This window comes from Chryseobacterium sp. C-71, assembly GCF_020911865.1.
In the GTDB taxonomy this organism is placed as follows: Bacteria; Bacteroidota; Bacteroidia; order Flavobacteriales; family Weeksellaceae; genus Chryseobacterium.
Map to the genome: position 1 here is coordinate 2,666,831 of NZ_CP087131.1, position 21,802 is coordinate 2,688,632.

The 21,802-nt window shown below is 36.3% G+C and carries 7 protein-coding genes; all 7 read right to left on the reverse strand.

The window, feature by feature from the left end; translation table 11 throughout:
* Nucleotides 1-108 precede the first annotated feature (108 nt).
* The 7 genes from LNP04_RS12280 to LNP04_RS12310 all read right to left on the reverse strand — a co-directional run bounded on the left by LNP04_RS12280 (nucleotide 109) and on the right by LNP04_RS12310 (nucleotide 21,526).
* Nucleotides 109-816 (reverse strand): hypothetical protein, encoded by a 708-nt coding sequence (locus LNP04_RS12280; RefSeq protein ID WP_229983251.1) that lies wholly within the window; start codon nucleotides 814-816, stop codon nucleotides 109-111.
* Nucleotides 816-2,372 carry a hypothetical protein gene (locus LNP04_RS12285; RefSeq protein ID WP_229983252.1) on the reverse strand — a complete coding sequence of 519 codons (1,557 nt, stop codon included), beginning with the start codon at nucleotides 2,370-2,372 and terminating at the stop codon, nucleotides 816-818. Before LNP04_RS12285 ends, LNP04_RS12280 begins: the two co-directional genes overlap by 1 nt.
* A gap of 19 nt (nucleotides 2,373-2,391) precedes the next feature.
* Nucleotides 2,392-8,619 (reverse strand): hypothetical protein, encoded by a 6,228-nt coding sequence (locus LNP04_RS12290; protein ID WP_229983253.1) that lies wholly within the window; start codon nucleotides 8,617-8,619, stop codon nucleotides 2,392-2,394.
* 15 nt (nucleotides 8,620-8,634) lie between these two features.
* Nucleotides 8,635-15,492 (reverse strand): hypothetical protein, encoded by a 6,858-nt coding sequence (locus LNP04_RS12295; protein ID WP_229983254.1) that lies wholly within the window; start codon nucleotides 15,490-15,492, stop codon nucleotides 8,635-8,637.
* A 146-nt stretch (nucleotides 15,493-15,638) separates the two neighbouring features.
* Nucleotides 15,639-16,289, reverse strand: a complete 651-nt coding sequence (locus LNP04_RS12300) for a hypothetical protein (RefSeq protein ID WP_229983255.1) — start codon at nucleotides 16,287-16,289, stop codon at nucleotides 15,639-15,641.
* 4 nt (nucleotides 16,290-16,293) lie between these two features.
* Nucleotides 16,294-19,347: a hypothetical protein gene (locus tag LNP04_RS12305; protein WP_229983256.1), complete on the reverse strand. Its 3,054-nt coding sequence runs from the start codon at nucleotides 19,345-19,347 to the stop codon at nucleotides 16,294-16,296.
* Nucleotides 19,322-21,526: a hypothetical protein gene (locus LNP04_RS12310; protein ID WP_229983257.1), complete on the reverse strand. Its 2,205-nt coding sequence runs from the start codon at nucleotides 21,524-21,526 to the stop codon at nucleotides 19,322-19,324. The genes LNP04_RS12305 and LNP04_RS12310 overlap by 26 nt, the downstream gene beginning before the upstream one ends.
* Nucleotides 21,527-21,802 lie beyond the last annotated feature (276 nt).

The following is a 21,802-nucleotide window of genomic DNA, read 5'->3' on the forward strand; positions in this document are numbered from 1 at the left end:
ATTGTACAAAAAACTTATGGAAACGAGGAGCTTTGTATTTGATTTAGTGTTCAGGAAAAAGAAAGAGGCTGTCCGGAAAGACAGCCTCTTTTGTTTAAAAAGAATTTATTATAACTGAGTTTGGCTGCTCACTAGGATCTGTACATCACTACTTGTGATAAGACCTCCGTTGCCAACGCGCATAGAATCTAACTTAAAGCTTGAAAAATAGATACTGGGTAATTTAAACCAGAGATAAACGTGAGAGTCTGAGCCGACATATTGTCCCGCTGTAATCGCTGTAGAGTTTAAAATTCCTGTTTTATTATTAGTAATATTTGATATTTCTGCATAACAATATCCTACCCAGGTGACATCAATGATATCAGCAGCCCCATACGCATACCCTGAAGCCTTGATATGATACATTGCACGGTCTGTTGTGACTCTGTAAGGAAGTTTGATGTGAAAAATATCTGTTGCACTATGATTTGCTGTGAAATATTTGGCAATCCCTTCCCTTGTACTTCCTACATCGGTAGGCCCTTCAAGATCTAATGTAACGTTTCCGGTTTGCCCATTGACGCTCTGCACCAAACTATTGGGAATCCCCATATTGTTTCGGATATCCTGAAGAGAGATTTGTGCAACAACAGCATTATCCATCCCTCTCAATCTTAGGTAGCCGTTTTCTGTATTGATGTTATCAGTGATTCTGGCAAGCTGAGGACCGTCGAGATGCGCATAACTTTCTAAAAAGTCTGCAAACTGGCTTTGTGTAGGTCTTTTTCCGGCTTTGAAGTATTCTTTTAATTCTGTGATTAATCTTTTTGGCATTACTGTTTATTTATTTGTGATTTTAATTGCTCAATTTCTTTATTTTGGGAAATTGCATATAGGGTGAGCTCTTCTATTTTCTGAAGTAATTTCATCTGGAAATCTCCCAATGTTACTCCATCTTGAGTCATTTTTTCTCCTGAAGGAATTTCTGGTAAGTGTTTGTTTTCTTTGATAAATGCTTCAAGCTCATTCAAATTCATCATCGAATAATCTTCTCTGATCGACGAATGATTGTCGTAGTATTTCTGAAAAACATAATCTGCCGGAACGTTCATATCAACGATAACATCTTCGGCATGAATCTTTCCTTTCACAGTCAGTTTATGGTCGGGATTTTGGGTTCCGATTCCTACGTTTCCTCCTTTAGGATTAAGTAACAGATTATAAAATGCATTAGAGTTGTTCAAATCTTGTGGCTGAATCCATCCGTATGATGGCTGCACATTCATTCCAAAATCCATTACTTCTCCATTGCCTGTGCCATTTGATTGTACTCGTAATAAAGCACTTGAGTTTTGTCCGTTTGTCGGAGCACCTTCATTTAAACCCTGATTTCCTACTATAGATAATTTTTGACTTGGATTAGAGGTGCCAACTCCAACATTTCCATTAGGTTTTATGCTCATCTGGATTTTGTTGCTCGTGATGAAATTGATAGCTCCATGACCTATATTACCATAATTATCATTTTGAATATTAAAGTCAAAATGACTTCCATATCTGAAACCATTTGAACTATATCCTGAATTCAATTCGAGATTTACGCTGTTATGATATGAAAGACGGATAATATTACTTCCTCCTGTTTCTCCATTACTTACAAATTTGGCGGTCACAAGGTTTTGATTGCTCGAATTCTGTTTAAAAACATGCAATTGTACTTCTGGTGTTCGTGTTCCAATTCCTACATTCCCATTCATGTCGGCTTTTAAAGCAACTTTAGCTGGTGCGGTTGAAAAAGCACTTCCGGTTAAGATTTCCCATTGATCTGTCATTGGCTGAAGCGGAATAGTGGAACTGTCATTTCCTCTGTTGTCCATTTCATTCCACGATAAATTTTTATTAATGGATCTTACCTTGATTACAACAGACATATTACTAGAAGGATCTCCAAGTACTCTTGTTGCCCTTATGCGGAATCTGTATAAGGAACCATGAGCATCAATTGTAAAACAATCTCCATTAGCATAACCTACGTAATTGTTTGTATTAATTCTGCCACATTCTCGCCAAATATTAGAGTTTGCGTGTGAAACCGAGGCGATATGGGTAGCAGCAGAGGCAATATTGCCTCTGGTGTATGCTACTGAAATTTCATAAAAACCGCTTGCTAAGGACATTTCAGGATAAAATCCTACAAATTCCACATAATCTCCAACCTGATAGTCGGCAGGAAACTGTAAATTAACAGTATATTCTGAATTATGTAATTCACGGATTCTGGTATCGTCTAAATGTGCGTAGCTGTCAATAAAATCTTCAAACTGACTTTCTGTAGGCCTTTTTCCGGCCTCGAAATAATTCTTTAGTTCTGATTTTGTTCTTTTTGCCATGATTTTAAATTTAAAATAGTTAAGGTCTGATGATAAATGTTCCCTGAGTGATCATTCCATCAATTCCGTCTGATGAGATACCTCCGATGTCTGACCAGGTTTCTTCTTTATAAATGGTAAGAATTTTTTCCTGTGTGCTATACATATTGGATGTATTTTGGGAAACGAGCTTGAAATGATGGTATAATATATTTCCATCAGCATCTTTAATCTGCATCGGATCCAGATTCATTTTTTCCAACGGTAAGTAGAATTTATTAGCTGTCAAATCAAATGTTTCCTGTACCACCCATTCCTCGGTGTTGCTTGTTGAATTGGTTTCAAGCAGAGACAAATGCGCTTTAGAAACGTCTTTAGGGTCTGTGTTGATTTTTGCAATTTCCTTCCAGTTTCCTTGGTTGCTTAATTTGTACAATTGGTATTTCCCTTTATAACAAACCTGATCCCAAGATAAGATCACCCAATTGATAGTATCCGAATCTACAGCTACCGGCTCAGAGTGATATTTTAGTTCAGGAGTTGGCGGATTATAGTTTTCTATCAGTGTACTTACCACAACCTTTGAAGGCATCGACGGAGCTTCTTCTACAACTACTTTTGTCGCAGGAGGTGATACATCATAATCAGTCGTAGAATATTCTACTTTTCTGGTAACAACGATTCGATAGAAGAGGAGGTCGCCATAAGGTTTGTCTTCCAGATCTTCAAACTCGTCATATAAAACCCAGGTTCCGTTTCCTTCATCTGTTTGTACATCGGAAATATCAACAGTTTTAACATGATTCATACTTAAAATGGAATCAGCATCCAATTTATTGGTCGCTCTGTAAAGCGAAACTTTGGTAACCTGCTGTACTTCAGGATAAGGATTGACTTCCACCTTCACTTTAGCAGTAATTCCCAATGTTGCGTTATCTACCACAGGTAAAAGGCTCATGATCTTTGGTGGTTCTGCCGGATGAGTATTGACCAGTTTAATTGGCCCTGCGAACTCACTGAATTCTCCCATCTGCATCTGGTTTCCAAGTTCTCTTACTCCATAGAAATAGAAGTTGTCTGAAGCTCCGTCAAGGGTAAAATCCGTAAACAATGTTGTGTGAGGAGTCTGACTGTATATTGCAGCCATCGGAGCCATATCAAAATCTGCGTGTGTAGGAGGTAACAAATAACCATTTGTATCTCTGATGTTTTGCTTTTTGTTTTTAGGTCGGTGTCCCGTAACCGTTGAAACGTTTAGAGGCTTAATGTGCTGGTAGATCACCGGAACTTCCGTAAGCGGTAAGAAGCAATTTGATAATCTTTCTTTGACAAAACTTCCGAAGTTTAAAGAACCGGAAACATTTGGGACAGCTTTGATTACAAGCTCATTGAATTTAATATTTCCTCTATCAGCAATAGTCAATGGTTGACTGTAATTTAGATTACTAGGTGAAAGCTCATAATAGGTATTATGCTCTTCAATAAATTCATTGATAACACTGAATAAATGTGCGCTGTCCGGAAGTGGTAATGCATACGGTGTATCTGATGTTAACGGAAAGCCAAGAAATTCTGGTGAATTTAAAATAAATTCAAAATCTACGAAGTTCATCCATCGGTCATTGAAGTATTCTTCTTCATTTCCTCCTAGTTCATTAAGGGCAGCCTTAATTTCCAAAATAGTTTCAGGTTCATATAGCGATGCCAAAAGCAAACTGTTATTCGCTCTGAAAAACTGTACAGAATAAGGTTTATGAATGTATTCAGTTAAAATGCTATAGGTCGATTTACCGAATTTATCAGGTCTTGTTGCATATTTCGATCCTGTAGGCTTTTTAGGCTGTTCCGGTTTGATGATTCTCTGAGCAAACATCACAGTCGGAACACTAAATTTAGACTTATATTTATTTCCCTGCGGATCAAAATTATTATTGTCCACACTCTTGAATCCGAAGATAGAATATCTTACATCTTCTCCTACAGGTGGTAAAACGACGTCCTCAGTAAAGCCACTTGGTTCATTTTTATGCAGATACACTTTGTAAGAAGGATAATAATTTACCTTAGTTTTTAGAAGAGAAATATATGGGTCTGTAAGGCTTGCAGGAAATAATCCTGTTCCGGTATCTAGAATAGGTTCAAAGTTTACGTCTTCACGGATGGTGAAATTTTCGTCATAGAAATATACTACCAAATCATCCGTCGTACTTCCTATATTTTCGGTTCGTACTACCTTAAAAATAGATCTTGAATCAATCGGGTTTCCACCATTATAATTTCCTACTGTGAAAAGCCTCACAATCCCATTAAACCATTCTACAGAATGTGAATTGTTAGAAAACTGTGGATGCTGTGCCATTTTGAAGCCTCGGAATGTTATTTTGTAAACTCCTTGGTGTACTTTAGGATAATTATCTGGAAAATCAATGACAGTTCCCTGACTGTTTTGATATTTCTCAATTTTCTCATAAAACTTCTCTACAAGAGTATTTTTCCAGATTCCTCGGCTTTTTTCCAGATATCTTTGCGGAACTCCGCTTGATTGCGGCATATTGATGATCTCTCTGTTGACTGTCCAATCACTGCTTCCAATCTGTACTTTTAGTGAATTAGGATTTTTTACTCCCCAAGTCGGTGTATTTTGCATATTTTCGGTCACATTGAATAAACCTTCTGTTCCTGGATCAATCACAGGAAGTGTTAAGCTGGATTGGTTAATCAAAGGTGTTGTACCTGCAATTATTGCGTCACTTGCAGCTTTTTTAAATACCGTAAATGTAAGACCCAAAGATTCTTCAACGATTTCATGAATGATGTAGCTGTCAGAATTCATCAGGAATATACCTCCGATAAAATCACTTGCCGTAGTTCCTGCAGGAAATTCTGAGTACAATACCGTCGACGTGCCTGAATTTTGCTGATTTGGATTTGGGTTAGGGTTTGTATTCGGGTTGGCATTCGGATTCGGATTGGCTCCTGTACTTACCAATGGCAGATCTTTGGTTTTAATAATAGCCAATAGCTGATTGGTAGGGTGCTGAATCACATCATACGCTCTTGCCGAAATGATTTTTGGGGTATAGTTTCTATAGAAAATTTCTACCTCGTCTGCAAACACTTCCTTATTATCAGGGAAAAGAGAATTCGGATCAGTAATGTATTCAGTATTAGAAATCACCGAATCAAAAGGAATGGAATATCCCACCTGATCCTGATAAATATGATAGTCGAATGTAAGTCGGGCCAATGTTTTGTCGGTATCTGCAATGGCGTTCAAGCGTCCCTGCTCGTCTTGAGTCGTAAACGTCAGTGGAAATTCTTTCTGAATATTAAAAGCCGTAGCTCCTGAAGGAGGCAGCAATTTATTGAAAGGTTTAATTTCGGTTACAATAGACAGCTCGCTCTGGCCGTGTTGCGCTCTTGAGAACCAGTTGATTCCATATCCTTTGTAGAAATAAGTTCCCGTTTTATCCTGCTTGTGCATATAAAGAGGAGCATACGTATCCGGAATCTGAATCGGCAAGGTTTCCTGCTTTTCTACCTGCGTACCGACAGTAGAATCGAGATTAAAATACTGGGTGTCATGACAAAGCTCAGGCTTTTTCCAGGTATAATTATCAGTTTGTCCCGGTTCTACCAATCTGTGTTCCAGACCTGCATAGACGGGTGTGGTAAACTGTGATGCATCATACGGCATTGAGGTTGAGAAAAACGAAGGGTTGAGCTCATTTTCAGGTACCTGATAATTATAAAGACTGATGTAACGGTATTTCCCATCATGCGAATATCCTTCACTATTGTATAGATTTGAAGAATTCTGGCTTGCTGGTTCCCTACCTTTTGTCAGCTTCATCAGATCAACGGGTAAGCTCAGTCTTTCAATTTCAGTAGAAACCGGAAGTGACATCGACAACAGTTGATATGATTTATCAGAAGTATTCATATCCAGGTTCTTATTCGTGAAATATTCTGCGATATAAATAAATTCCTGATCGAAAGCGTCATTTTTAATATCAAGATGTCCTAATCCCAACATTCTTGCAACGTGATAGTCTAATGAGGCAATATTTAGAATATCTAAATTAGAAATCTGCGTCGCACCATCCTGAACAGGATCTGTAGATATATTTACAAATGGGTCTGAATCGGTGGGAGCGAAATTAAAATTAATGGTTTCGTATGCTTTAGGATTTGGCTGTGCATCACTCAACGAAAGATAGTTTGTTACAACAGTTTGAATATCTTTATCTAACGGTCCTGTAGAAGGATGTTCCCATTTTGTTTTATAATTTTCTGTGTTGACATAAGCGTTGTCGTTATATCTTAGCCATTTACCATGTACCGGATTGGTTTCAGGAAGAGGATCAAGTCGTTTATGAGAAGTTTCTGTATCGGTTGTTAATGCAAAATTTCCGATGTGCTTCCAAGCCTGCTCTTCGTTTCTTGCGATAATGAAATCTGAATAAAATTCAAAATCAATAGATGAAACAAAAGAGTTTCCGGCTCTGAACCGTATTGTTTTTCCGTTTTCGGCAGTGAAATGATTTTGAACAACATCATAGCCATATTTTTGTTTTCTATACGTAAGAGATTGCTGTGAAGCACTGTTTACATCACTTACAGAAAGCCCTTCCAGATCTAAAACAGACTGAGAATCTACGTTTTCAATTCTAACTTCTGATGCAAAAAACAGGTCTGTCTTACATAGCACTTCGATAATTTCGTTACCATAACTTTCAATAAATTTTAACGGTTCTGTAAGAGGGTTAACATGTTGTCTTACATGGTTGTAAACGTTTTTGTTTTTGAAATAAACGTAGAAAATCCTTTGGTCATTATTAAATTTATACACCCAAAGTTTCTGAGAATCATCAACTAGTTGTGGTGGTTCGCTGAAGTTAAGATTGAATATAGATTTTGTATACGGTGCTCTGTAAATTTTTACAAAGTCGTTTGGTTTGTTATAGTTAACATTGGTTGTAGCCAAATTACCTTTCGGCAAATGGTTTTCACCCAACTTACCACCTAAACTCCATCTCAGATGAATCCCTTTTGTACTGTCTTCACCTTTTGATCCTGCAGCCTGCAGATAGAAATTTGGGGTCTGAAGTCCTGAAAAATCATTAAAATCGATCACATTTCCTACTTCACATACATCTGAAAGCTCATAAGGCAAATCATTAATATCAAATACATGCTGGTGATAGTCAAAATCCTGACCTTCATAACCATAATTCACTTGGTTTGATTGGAATTCAATAAAAATAGGTCTGAAGAACTCCTCTGGAACTGTTTTACAAGTATTAAAATCAGCAGAAACAAAACCGGAATGGTTGGTAGACTCATGAAGCCCATGAAATACAGGAGAATTATTTGAAACTTGATCAATTGTAAGTTGTTCTATATTAATTCTTTTTACCCATTCATGCGTATAATTATAGTCTGAATGTACAATCTCATTTTTATCAGTGTAAGCATAGAAATAATCATCTCCCAGAGCGTAACGAGTGTTTTTTCCTCTAAATTGCTGATAATAAACTCCATAACCCTCTTGAGGTTTTAAAAAACAAGGAAAATCATTAGCCACTCCCGAAATCAATATAGTTCCGTCCGCATCCCGGCAATAAACTCCGTCTAAAACAACAGGTGTGCCGTCATACCAGGAGGTAAACTTGGCTTCTATCGATCCGAATCCCACCTGAGTGGTGATGAAGACTCCTTGTTCGCTATCTTTAACGATTTCTACTCCTGATAAATAAATCATTTCTCCATAAGTCGCCAGACCTGTGATTTTTAAATCTCTTTTTCCCTGGCTGTTCAAAATAATATGCTGAAACATAAGCTCACCTTTTTCTGAGATGAACATAACGCCACTTTCATTTAATCTGGCATTGTGAAATGCAAAATGAAAGTACTGATCATAGAAATTCGCTAAGAAAATATTTTCTTTCACGGAGATATCGTGAAAACTTTTATGCCAAAGAACGCTTCCGGATTCTGTCATTCGAAGCAGAAACGGGGATTCCCCGTTTTCTACTCCTAAAATGATATAACCTTCCTGAAAACTCATTACTTTTCTGAACTCAACATTGGCATCTGTTGTATAGATCTTGCTCCACACCTGATTTCCGTATTCGTCCACCACATTCACCAATCCGGAACCATTTTGATTACCGACATGGATGATGCTTTCATTTACAGAGCTTTTACAAGAATTATTAATAATAGCTTCTGAATTGTTATAATTATGATATTTAAAAAAACTCATTTTAGATTTGGTTGTTTAAAGTTGTATTTCGCTTGTTGTAACTGTAGATTCTTCTGTGTAAGCTGATCCGTCCCAGTTTTTGTACATGAATCTGAATCTGATGTTTTTATTGGCTATTCTCTTGCTTTTGTGCATCACCAACATTTGGGAATAATCTTTTGAATAAAGAACATCAAAGTCATCATTTACATTTCCTGATCCGCTTAAGATTTTGAAGCATTCATCCATTTCAGATAAAGGAGTCTTAGGATCATTGAATGGTTCCGGATTTCTTACAAGCAATGCAATTACATCCTGATTATTGTTTACAATTTTTACAAATTCTGTATTGGTAGGCGGATTTAATGGTTGGATTCCCAATACTCCTTCAAAAGCTCTGTCAAAGACTTCGGAATAAGTATTTACCAAGCTTTTCAGGAAGTTATTTTCCGTACCTTTTGAAACTAATGTGTATGCATCATCAATTTGCTGTTGCTTAAGGTTTACATTTACTTGATACATTGCATCTTTCTGATTGATCAATACATTGTTGTCATCGTATTCTTTTAATTGATAACTGTTCACCTGTTCCTCGAAGTTGATGTATCTCGAAGTTTTGAATACAAACTCATGAACTTTCTGATTCTCTTCATAAATAATGGTTCTACCCGCTGTCTGTGGAGCAAGTGTACCATCTTCATTTTCATCGAAGGCATTGTAGACTATTGCAGTATACAGTTTTTCAGGTTTTAAATTGGTGAGATCTACTGAATAGCTGTAAGCTTTTGGTGCAATTGGATCTCCCAAATGAATAGTACATTGCATAGATCCTGAGCTCTGATTGGCCTGATTCACAAAATTGATCATCTGCTGCATTCCTAAAGGTAAAGCGGGTGCGTTATCGTCATCCCAACTGATATCTAATTGTCCTGGAACCGTTTCATGTTCTGTCCAGTCTATTGGTAAAGGATATGGGACGATGATATCCGTCACAGGATCTTTGATAACGATATTCATGGCTCCGTCAATTTTTTTAAGATTGCTTCCAGGAACGGCTTCCCAGGCTTTCAGCATGTTGTAAACGTATGGCTTCGTAAAGAAGAGCTTGATTTTACATTGTTGATTACCGTAGAAAATTGGTTTTGCCATCAAAAGATCTCCATTGGCATTAGGATAAGATCTCTTCATATCAATATAAGATTTCAATGATGTGATAGGATATTCCTCCGGATTTTTCTTCTTTGGCGGCTGAATAATTTCCCCATCCTGATCTCTTCTATAATCTATATAATCTTCCCTTCTTTTCTCAAAATGTCCGATAGGTCCTGCTGTTTTAAATGCATAGTAATAATCATAAACTGTAGGAGTACTGTCATTTACCTCGTCTTTTAACTTAAGATTCAGACAGTAAACGCTGTTTGGTCTCCAAACCGGCTGAACAACCTTGTTGATAGCTGCAATCATATTCTGGGTATCCTGCTGTACGGCATCAAAACTCGGAATTGTCTGCTGATATTCATAATCATTAGCAGTAATCCAGCGTACCTGCTGAAGAAGGGTAAAGCAGTTGGTGATAGTGTCATCACCATTGCAACCGCAATCTCCAAGCTCGTATATGATCTCAAAAATGATCTGAACGATTTGTAATGCTTCATACAAAGTACCATCGTTAGCATGCAGTTCTTGAAGTTTTTTCACATACTCCTTAATGTAGGCGTGGCCGTTCATCAATTCATATTGTGGATTTTGCTTATCAAAATCTACTAACTGATCAATCAAAATCTCAAAACACTTCCAGTTGTCATGCAATGTACCTGTAGGGCTAGCTGAAAGACAATTGTTCAGATCATACATAATGTTACTCAAAAACTGGCATAACAGATCGTCTTTGTGGCAAGGTGGCAGAGATGAATCGCATCCGCATTCCGGAGTGAACTTTAAGTTTAATGGTTTATTCGTTGTTTTATTGACTTTAATGACAACTGCTTTATTCATTGGTTCCTTAGGATACTCATTTGAGTAGCAGATGTCAATTCCGGATAATGTTTCTGAAACCTTTGTAATCAGTGTATTGTGCTTCACAAACGGACTGAAAATATTATCCGGTAAATACAAGAAGATAACAGAATGAAGATTAAAGTCTATAAATGGCGGTGGTGTATTCCCTGTCACCTGAAGGTAGGTCAGTTCATACTCAGCCCAATTATTGACGACTTGCGAGTGGTTGAAATCTACGATTCCCGATCCCATTACTCCATTATAATGATCTACTGTATGAAGAACATCAAAATCAAGCTCATTACATTGTGATGTTGTACAGCTTTGGCTCTTTAATCCATCCAGTTGTGACAATAAACTGTCGTGTAAAGCCAGTTCCGAAGGCGAAAGCACTACTTGTGAAACTTCTCCTGTCGTCTGTGCGATGGCATTTGCCCAAATTTGATCGATCTGAGCGTTAATAGCATCGATCTGAGCCTGATTCGGGTGATGCGGAATAATTTCAATTTTACTTACAAACTGATTGTTGTAGTCTGAAGCTACATATGTGATTTCTCCGGCTGCAAGCTCATTTTTAGTTTTTGTAACTTCCGTAATCAAATCATAGGTCTGATACATAGAATTTGAATAAACATCTTTGTAATATTTAATCGTTACATCGCTAGCCAACGTTGAAAGTGTTAGATTTACCCTTCCTGAAGTTTCAGGTAAAATCACAACCATTGTGTTCCCGTTGGTAATCTTTAATGATTTTGGATATCCGTGAGGATTCGATGCATTAGACACACTCATGTAATCATTGCTTGTCACATTTCCTAGCAGGTTGTAATAAGCGCCGTTGATGAATTCATTCGGATACATCGTAGGCTGGTAATAGACTGTACCGACTGCTTTATCCAACACATTAGAGTAATGCCATTCTTCTGTATAATTTGTACAGAATAGGGTAGAAGCTGTGATACCGTACTGTTCAGGAATAAACCATCCCGGCTGACCTCCATCAAGGAATGAGAAAGGAGTTGTTCCTAAAATCCTTATCGTATCATACTTTTCGTTGGTTTTTTGCCAGAACCCAATTTTAAAATCATCAATTCCGGAAATATTTGAAGCCTGCGCATCACTTAGAACAGCTCTGTAAGGGTTGTATTCTTTCCAATTACCACTGTCATCCATAATATTGATGATCACATCTTCAACAGAGTATTTATGTTTTACCTGACGGATCACGTGACCTCCCGGCTGTACTTTTTCTGGTGGTACAAGGTCTAAGAATCCGTTGGCTCCGGTCGTATGTCCTCCGATTTTTTTATCAGATTGAGCCGTCGGAATCATTCCTTTTTCAATTTTGATATCTAAATAAGTATCTAAAGGAATAATAGGAACTTCAATATTATTTTTTACACTGATTGGAGAAGGTATCGTATTCATCGGAAGATTTTTAAGCATAAATTCTTCGTTTGTCAACATATTAACCCCTTTCACGGCATCTTCAACACGGCTTTCTTTTGGATAATCGATAGCTGGCGAATCAGATTGATAAGTGATTGGTGCAATTGGCGATGTATCTGTTTCTTTCTCTTTCTCCCATTTGATGGTTAAGTGTACTTTTAGGGTAAGCTTAATGATAAACAGTTTTACCTTTAATTCAAGCTTGAATTCAGCCAAGATGAGGAAAGGTTTTACAAGTTCAACCCTGAAATAGATAGAAATGAATAGTGAAACTTTTACAATAAATAAATTGAGCTCTGCGCCGCCTTCTACGTAAATGTATCCTCCTGTCTGTGGCCGTTCAAAACTTACTTTACCACCCACTTCTATGGCTGCCCATACTTTCAGGATAATTAAATTCAGGTTAAAGTCAATTCTTGCGCCGGCTTCTATACCTTTTGCGGCAATCATCAGATAAGCCTGAGCTTTAATATTCATTGAATCTTTAAACAGCGCAGCGGTAATCGGTTTGTCTTTGGTTCCGAAGTTGACGTACCATGGTTTTTGGTTCTTGAAGAAGAATCCCATCTGAACCTCAGCTTTGATATCGATGAATGAACCATTGGTTCTGTTGAGCTGGAAGTTACCTCCCGCTCCGATTTCCAGAGAGTTATCTCCTACAATCACAAAGGCATAGAATGGCGGAACTCTAGGGTCGTCTTCCGTTAAGCCCAATCTTTCACTGATAATCGTTAAACCGGCATCAATCGCAAACATACTTGGTACGGATAATAAAACCATCGCACGAAGCGAAGCCAAACGGCCGTCTAATGTTGCTAAGGAAGCTCCTGCACCGATCGAGAATGGGAAATCATACTGTTGCGTATGCTGTGGACCTATAAATTTAGGTAAACGGATTCCACGTTCCGGATAGACATAATAATCGTACCAGCTGTCATCCGTATCCATGTCAATAGCACTCTTGTGTGCCACGTAGCGATATCCTAAAAGCCCTCGAAATCCAAAGATCCCGAATGACCCCAGCGGAATCACGAAAGGAAATTCTACCTGAGCATCAATAAAGAATCCCGGATATTTCGGATCGAATGCCATCTCTGCTGAACCATAAATTTTCATTTTTGGCAACTGGATCGCTACTTTACCTCTATATTCTGTAGAAACTCCCGGTTCAGGAATCGTTAATGAACCATTGATAATAGCCATTGCGGATTCCGGGCTTGCCGATCCAGGAATAACTAAATCAACTTCTAAAGTTGAGATATGGAAATAGTCGTCTCCATCTCCGTCAAATTCATCATTATCATTGGTGTAGTAATATTTTACACCGTTACCTCTTACGTCAAGTCCTAAAGGATTGACATTGATCCCTCCATCGAATCCGATATAGTTATAGCTTCTCATGACCCCATCCTTCAATCTCTGGATGGTACCCATGTGAATAGCCGTAACGCCCATCGTAACCGGACCGATATTAAGGTTGATATTAATCGGGATGACTGAATTTCCTCCTGCAATCTCGAATTTTCCGTTAGCGTAATAACGAATTGCCGGTAGGTCGATTCCTTCTTCTCCTAATAGTTCTGCGCCGAAAGAGTCTTTAGGGAAAGTAATTTTCGTGTCAGCTTCAATATAGAAGTTGTCTTCTTTTTTTCCGATCTCGATACTCTGTAATTTGAAATTAAGAATATCAAAAAGGTTCATTGTAAGACTTGGATGAAATGCTGCAGAAAGCTTAAAGTTTTCCTTACTTTCCCATTCTCCGACAACATCGATGAGAAGATCTCCACTGTCTTCACCTTTAAATTTCTTGATTTTTAATCCTGCACGTAGCGAAGAATGTACGACCTGCCCCTGGTGGAAATCAATATCGAAATGGCTAAACCCAAGCTTCCATGCTTTCTCAGGATCTTTTCCTAAGTCGAACCACAGAGTACGCTTTTCGATATCAGCAAGTTCTTCAATATTTAAGCTGCTGATAAATTGGTAATATTCGTCTTCTTTTTTAAATGTTCTCTGTTCACCATCTTTAGTGGTCAACCCGAACGGATAAACAAATTTTAATTGTGACGGAGAACCCAAGCCATTGATATAGCTTAGCAACTGGGTTTTCCCAGCAATTGGCTGAACAGTAGTTCCGTCCATAGATTTTACCTGTAGATTGCTGTAATCCAGATCAAAGAAATCTCCGAAATAATCGACTACATCAGTACCGCCGGTCGTCGCGTTTGCTACAGTGCTGTAAGTAGGACGGATGGCAATATTTCCGGATAATCCGCCGGTTCCGATCAGCAAATGATTGGCAGAAATTCCGATGGTCTGCCCAGTCTGCTGTTTTTTAAACCATTTTTTCGGCAGGAAAATCTCAGTGTATTCCATATACACTCCCATGAACTCCTTTGGTCTTCCGTCGGCATCGGCTTCAGCGATATTTTCTTTCTTGCTTAAATCGATTTTCATATTATGAATGTCGATTGCAAAGCCTGTGTTTCCGATCAGTGCGGGAGTACTGGTGCTTAAAGCTAAGTCCATATTATATCCGAAGCCTCTTTCGGTATCGGCATAGAAAAGAACTTCTCCAAATTCCAGTAAAACCTTATCACGGAATCCCTGTGTGTTTTCGGGGATCGGGTCTAAAGCATTGGCATGATCACGAGGATACGCCGGAGTTAAAATGTTTCTCGGGAACTCGATTGCTGCCGAAAGCATTAAGGTTGCCTTAAATTTTGGAATGATGACTTCTTTGATGAATTCATCAATATCCTGAGGAATCAGTGATTGGAAAAATTCTTTTACTTTCTTCCCTGTTTCCTGGATGTCAGTTGATAATAAAAAAGTTGCAAAAGCTGCTAAAGAAGCATATTTGCCTGCTTTTGCATAGATGTCTTTTACGACATCGGTTACCGTTGTTGCATCGGTAGGAATATTTAATCCTAAATTCTGATCAGTATTCAGTTCCTGCACAAACTGCATCAGCGGGGTGATGTCCTGATTATCAGGTTCTACGAAAGTATTGACCATATGTGCAATAGCCTGTTCTTCCGTAATATTCAGCACTCGAAGTGCGACTTCAAAGATTTGCAGAGGTTCAAAGGAAAAGTTTCCTAAACTGAACTGGCGCAGATACGCCAGGATTTTCCATTGATATTCGATTGTAATCGGAAAGGAGGAGATCTGAGAATCGTTTCCTGTCATATCCGGATTGAGAACCAAAGAAATACCCGTTCCCGGAATTTCGATGTCTAATCTTTTTGATACGAGAGATAAACTATAGAAAGCCGAATCTCCTTTCGGGCCTTTACTGTACTGCAAATCTTTGTAATAGATCTTGTCGAGGAGCCCAACGACTCCGTCTTTTATAAATCCCAGAATGTCTGGAATCTGGTCTGGTGTAACCACAGAGGATAACCTCGGGTAATACCTATGTGTTACCGGTGTTTGATTTGGCATGAAAATTATTTTGTGTTTAGAGGGTGGTAAAGCTTTGTTTTTTTAATCAAACAAAAGCTATATTAAGTAATGACTACTTAATTTTTTAATCGAATAAACTTAAATTGCTAACATTATTAATTAGAAATTATATTTTACTCCTACTGCTAAATGACTGATGATATGGGAAGTAATGGTAATAATGAATGATAATATGAATGAGAATCCCAAAAATTTTGACCAAAAACTTCAATAAAATAATCTTGTTTCATAGTATGTATTACACCGGATGTTTCATTATCATCATCAATAGACACTTTAATTTGATTTGTTTGAGAATCAAGTTCATATTTAAAATCTAATTTTAAATTATTAGGATCATTAGAATTACCATAATAATGTTTTCTTGGTTTTGGATTGTAAGCAATTTCATTAGTTTGCTGGTCAATAACGCAGTAAAAAATTTCTCTCTTTTGACTGTCATAAACAATCTTGCCCTTTGATATTAATGTTCCTGTTTTTGAGTAATCTTCCCAATCCCACATCTCAAAATCAAAAGAAGTTTGTTTATTTAAATAGATAATAATTCCTGAAGATAAAGATTGATTTTGATAATATTGAATGATATCATTCTTATTTTCATTCGGGCTAAGAAAATATTCAAAATATTTAAATGGCTCTCCACTAAAACCTCTGTAATGTTCTATTATTTTAAGTTTTCCAGAAATGTCCTCAATAGTTTCTATGCTATAACTATCCATTATATTAATTTGCTGCTCAGTAACTAAATTGCCTTTACTGTTTTTATATAGTTTCATAATATTAATATTTAAAATCGATTGCTGGCTTAAGGTCAGCTTGGTCATATTTTTTTATGATCGCAAAATTTATACCCTCTGCATCAAAATTAGTGAAGTCCTTGCAACTTTCTCTTAGTTCTTCTAAAAAGTTTTTATTATTTATTTCAAGTTCATCAAAAATCTTTCGATACATAATCTTATCATTACTGAATCTAATTCTATCAACAATTAGAGCTCCTTGTTTTTTATTGATAGTACCAGTATCAATCATTTGATTAATGGATTTAATTAATTCTTGTTGAAAAGCATCATATTGCCAAGGTTGTAGAACTACACCAATATCAATATCTTCTGGTTGCTTAGTAGGTTTTATAAGTCCTGCGGGTGGTTCCGGATCACCAATTTTCCATGTTCTTGTGCCAGATCCTTGGACGACAAACTCAGCATCATCAAAATAATGAGATAAGTTTTTGGGCATTTCAGAGAAATTTTGTTTCAATTTGTTTCTAAATGTATTACAAAATTGTTTATAATCATTCAGATTACTAAATCCTGCAGAAAATCCTCTTTTTAACACTTCATTGACATAAAATTTCGTCTGTAAAATTAATTGGTCAGTAGTTATAAATTTATTTGCAGGCTCTTTTCTATTGGCGACATAAACTAAATCTGTGATAATATCTTCGGTAAGCCCAAGCTCCTGCTTACAGAGCTTAATATAGTCTGTTAGAAATGCATCTGTATAAGTTACATCCATTCCCCAACTTTTGCCTTTAAAGGCATTACTGATTTTTTTTAATATAGCTTTGATTACTTTGGGGCTTAGTGCCACTCCACTAAATAAATAAATGCTTGATGCAGCTTGTTGAATTGATGCGTTATCTGCACTAGGATTTAGTTGTCTAAGCCGATTTTCTACATTTTGTCTAATTGTAATAGCATCATTACCTCCAGCAGCTTTAGCAATTCTTCTTGCTGATGCTTTTAAAGCTAACGTACTTACTGTATCAACAGCAGAAACAGATAAAGTTGCCAACTGTAATAGCATGATAAAGTTCTTAACATTTTTGCAGAAATCATCATTAGGACTGCACTCAACAAAATTTGCAAAAAAACCTAAAACTCCACTTGTAAATTCAACTCCTCCAAGAACAATCCTTAGCCCAGTCTTTGAAACTAGTGCAGTTTCTTGCATTCCTAATGCTGCCCACTTAAGATGTCTTAGTTTAGTTAGATTACCAACTCCTGACAAAGTAAGAACACCATCTACAGCATAGCCTAAAACAGTTTCTGCATCACTTTTATCTCCTAAATCATCAATCATTTTTAAAACAAAAACAGGGACAAAAGAATTTATGGTTAAATTTCCATTTCCTATTTTTACTTTATCACCATATATTGTCAGTAATGGAACGGCAGAATCAATATTGTTATTAATTAAACTTACAGGCTGAAAAATATCATAAGTTCCATACAGTTGACTTGTTTCAGAATATTTAGAAAAATATGAATCAGTGTCAATCCAAGGTAATTTATTTTGAGTAGCTTGTATTTTAGTTCCATTGAATTCAAAAGTAAAGTTGTCAAAAAATATTCCTATTCTCTTTTCTGACTCATAAGGGATTGAAATTGGAGCTGCAGATGGATATTTAATTTTATAGAAATGTTCTGTATCGCCAGCATATGCGTAAGGCCAACCTGAATGTACTCCTATAGAAACTTGATATGCTGTTTCATAACTATAATTATATAATACATTGGGTGCTGGTACAGAAGAATCTTCAACGAAAAAGGCATCTGTAGAGGGTTTATTTTTATTGGGTTCTAAAGATTTTATATAAAGTACACCGGTTTTTAATTCCCCATCTTCATTATAGGGGTTGAATTTACTAAACTGCCATAAGGAGTAGAGTGCTTGTACAAATGCACTTTTTGTATTTACTGGTTGAAAACTGGTTTTCGCAATCCAATTGGTTATCTGAATAATACCTTTTTTCATATTCCAGCTAGTGCTCATTCTATCATAAATATACTGATATAATGTTACCTGTTCTTTGTTGATTAAGTTTTCTTGTTTTATTAATCCTTCTAAGAATTCATCAATTTTATTAAGTGAATTTACATCAAAAGAACATGCTATTCTGACAATTAAATTTTCTACTGCTTCTCTTTCGAAATATTCGCTCATTTCATTTGTTGCTGATTTGAGAATTTCAAGTTTCAATTTTGATGTTAATGATGTGAGGGCTTTTACGCCCATAAATAATGTTAAATAGAAAAACTTTTTATTTTGTGAAGCAGATTCAATTTTTTTCTTACTTCTAAAACCTGTGCTATAAAAATTAAGAACTTCAACATAAAAATTATGCACGAGATTTATTATTTCATCCTCATTTAGACCCGATGTGTCTGTAAAAGGATTTGACCAAAAATTTTTTTGTTCAGTAATAAGATCAAGATACGCGGGTTCTGCAAATAGTGTAAGTATAGAATTATTTATATGGTGTATACAATATGCCGAATATACTAAAGCTTTTGATAATTCATCTTTTTTATCTCCAGATACTTGATTAATTAAATGTTTGGTATTGTTGAAAAAATTAGTCGCATTCTGTTGTGGATTATATGTAAGTGGTACAGCAGTTATGCCTGCAGGAATATAAATCTTTTCTGTAAATGGTAATAAATGTTGATTAGAATTCCAGACATATTCATATTCTTCATTAATATTATAGTTGATCATATTCTGTGCTATCTTATGTTTTTGGATAACAATAAGATCCCCATTCATTACATGTTCAAATAACACATTTTCAAACTTTCTAACTTCTTCAATTTTTATCTGATCTGCCCAATATCTCAGCCAATCATCAACAGAATAATAGCCTGCATCAATACTATTTTTATCATCATTTTTAAAATCAGATTTAACAAAATGATAATATGCTATATGATTTTTTGTAAAACCTATTAAGTATCCTCCAATAGTATACAAAGGATCAACTAAATTGTTTGTTCTTATTACAAGGGCATTTCCTTTGCCATCATAATTACCGTATAAAATCGCTGCTTTCATTGATAAAGAAACTTGGAGTTAATTTTTGAGTATTAAAGATTCTGGGATTCCATTTAGCATAATCATTGCTGGTGAAAACCAAATCATCAATAGTTATTATGTATATTTTTTGAGATGGAATGACTATTTTTATTTCTCCAGTAATATTTTCACCTATTACCGATAATGAATACATTTTATAAGATATTTTTTCCGGAGCAACTTTAATATTACTTCCGTTTGACATCTCCTCATTTAAATAAAACTTAGGGTTGTTAAGGTTGTATTGATCAATAATATTAAGGATTTGTAAATTTTCTTCTTCAGTTATTCCGAGTATTTTCTTACTAGCTATTGTTCCTTTCTCATTATCTAATGTTAAAGCGGTTATTGTTTCATTTAAAATATTAGTAAGGGAAATAGTTTTAAAATAATATGGTTTTTCAGGTTGATAAAAATTGTTTCTTTCATTATCATAATTGATGAAACCACTATTACTATTATCTTGATAAGCACTTCTGCTTTCAAAGAAACCTCCAACGCTTTGTCTAATATTATTCAACAAAGTTTCATGGGTCACTCTTTTTACACTTTCAGTATCATTTTTCATGATCTGATCCTCAACTCTCTTTGTCGTAACGGTCGCAATGTCTTTTCCTCCTGTCTTATTCTCAAAATCAATCAACAATAGATTCTGATCAATTACATACCTCAATTCATTTGTGCTTTTAGGCTGAATATGAGGTGTTACGTTAATCAATCCAAACACATCATCAATATCCTTTAGAAATAATGATTCTCCTGAGCTTAAAGGCGGAACTACATTCGTAATTTCAAGAGCTTTTCCCTCGTAAATCAACTGCACAAAAGACCCTATATTGGTTCCAGTGCTTGTTTTCTTTACATCAAAAACAATGGGTTTTGTAAGTTCGGTATCGACAGTGTTGTTGGCATCTGCTTGTTGCAAAAGATTCTCTCCTCGGATGAAGTAATCTTCGTTAGCAGTATTTACATTCAAAATCCCCTGTTTTACATATAATGCTGCTGCATCATTGCTATCTGTCGTAAGCTGAATAGCTAAAGAAGGGGTATCCGTAAATTCCTGCAAAGGCCAGTATTCCGAAAATTTTCCTGCAACAAGGTTGGCAGTTGTGGTTCCCTTTTTATAATCATTGGTGGTTGTCCCAATAGGATGATTATTGTAGAAATTATAAGAACGCTGCCTGCTTCCCAGAATGTACAGATAAGTCGTTTTGGCAGTAGCAAATCCTTCAATAGCGCTGTAAATCTCATCATTGGTCTGCAGTACGGTGTCCTGTCCGTTATTGCTTGCATGAAGTTTTCCTTTTCCGTGCGTGTGAAGTCCGTAGAAAGCAGCAATATCGATGAATTGTGTAGCAGATTCCCTGATCAGTTTGTTTTCAAAAGCATTGGCTCCCGAAGTTGAATTTAAAATGTGATTGTTTAAACGAGCAAAATTTAAGTCCAGTTTAAACGGATTCGGATCATTTTCAATCGTGTAATCTCCTTCATTGAGAACGATGTCAATACCGAAGGAGTTATTTGGATCTATCGTTCCCAGATGAGTTCCTCTCGGAATCATTGGCAGTTCGAAAGCTTTCTGATCCGCAGGAGCACTTCCTGCATCTTCCTGTGAGATTTTAAAGAAGAAATCATCGATAAGCAAGTTTGTAGCTTGTTCATATGGCCCTGTTCCCGGATACCCAATGTATTGTGCTGTCAGTGTAGGTTCTGTAAGGTTCAGCATATTATACAATTTCTGAAAATCATCCCTGATATGTTTTACAAAACCTGTAGCATTTGAAATAGGATTAATCGTTTGGTTAGTACCAAAAAAGTCTGATGCTTTAAGCCCACGGTAAATAAAATATTTAATGGCAAGTCCCTTAATAGGCTGCGTGAAAGGCTTTAAAATAAGATTGACTTTAGTCGGATCATCCGAATTGGGCTGAATGAGTACCTGTCCCTGACAGATGGTGAATATTTTACCGGTATAGCTAATTCGGGAGGTTGTCCTGAATGTAGTATCTCCTGTCATACCAAATTTATCAGTCTGTGCCTGTGTAAAAGCTTTTTTCTCAATAAAGAGATAAGATTCCGGTAAAAGATCCGGTCTTACATTCAGGCCATTGCCATCAGAAGAAGTAGGCGTGGAGCTCTGTATAGTGTTTTGTGGCATTTGGTGTTATTTTTTGTGATATAAAATTTTAATAAGCTTTTTAAAAAGCTTGTTCGTGTAAAAATTCTGTGATTAGAATTCATAATAATTATTGTATTTATTTCATGTTGTTAAGTTTTGTTTTTTTTAATATTTAATCAAGCTCAGTTGATTTGTAAATATTTATTAGACTTTTTTTATTTAAACTATAAGTTTCGTTTACGTTCTTGTTTTTACATAGTGTGTTGCTTTTATTCTGTTGTTATTTCTGAAACAAAGGTATCGGCGGCCGACGTC

Bases quoted from the DNA above. Each gene is read 5' to 3' on its own strand.
- LNP04_RS12280 (WP_229983251.1), bottom strand. From the start codon at position 816: ATGCCAAAAAGATTAATCACAGAATTAAAAGAATACTTCAAAGCCGGA.
- LNP04_RS12285 (WP_229983252.1), bottom strand. From the start codon at position 2,372: ATGGCAAAAAGAACAAAATCAGAACTAAAGAATTATTTCGAGGCCGGA.
- LNP04_RS12290 (WP_229983253.1), bottom strand. From the start codon at position 8,619: ATGAGTTTTTTTAAATATCATAATTATAACAATTCAGAAGCTATTATT.
- LNP04_RS12295 (WP_229983254.1), bottom strand. From the start codon at position 15,492: ATGCCAAATCAAACACCGGTAACACATAGGTATTACCCGAGGTTATCC.
- LNP04_RS12300 (WP_229983255.1), bottom strand. From the start codon at position 16,289: ATGAAACTATATAAAAACAGTAAAGGCAATTTAGTTACTGAGCAGCAA.
- LNP04_RS12305 (WP_229983256.1), bottom strand. From the start codon at position 19,347: ATGAAAGCAGCGATTTTATACGGTAATTATGATGGCAAAGGAAATGCC.
- LNP04_RS12310 (WP_229983257.1), bottom strand. From the start codon at position 21,526: ATGCCACAAAACACTATACAGAGCTCCACGCCTACTTCTTCTGATGGC.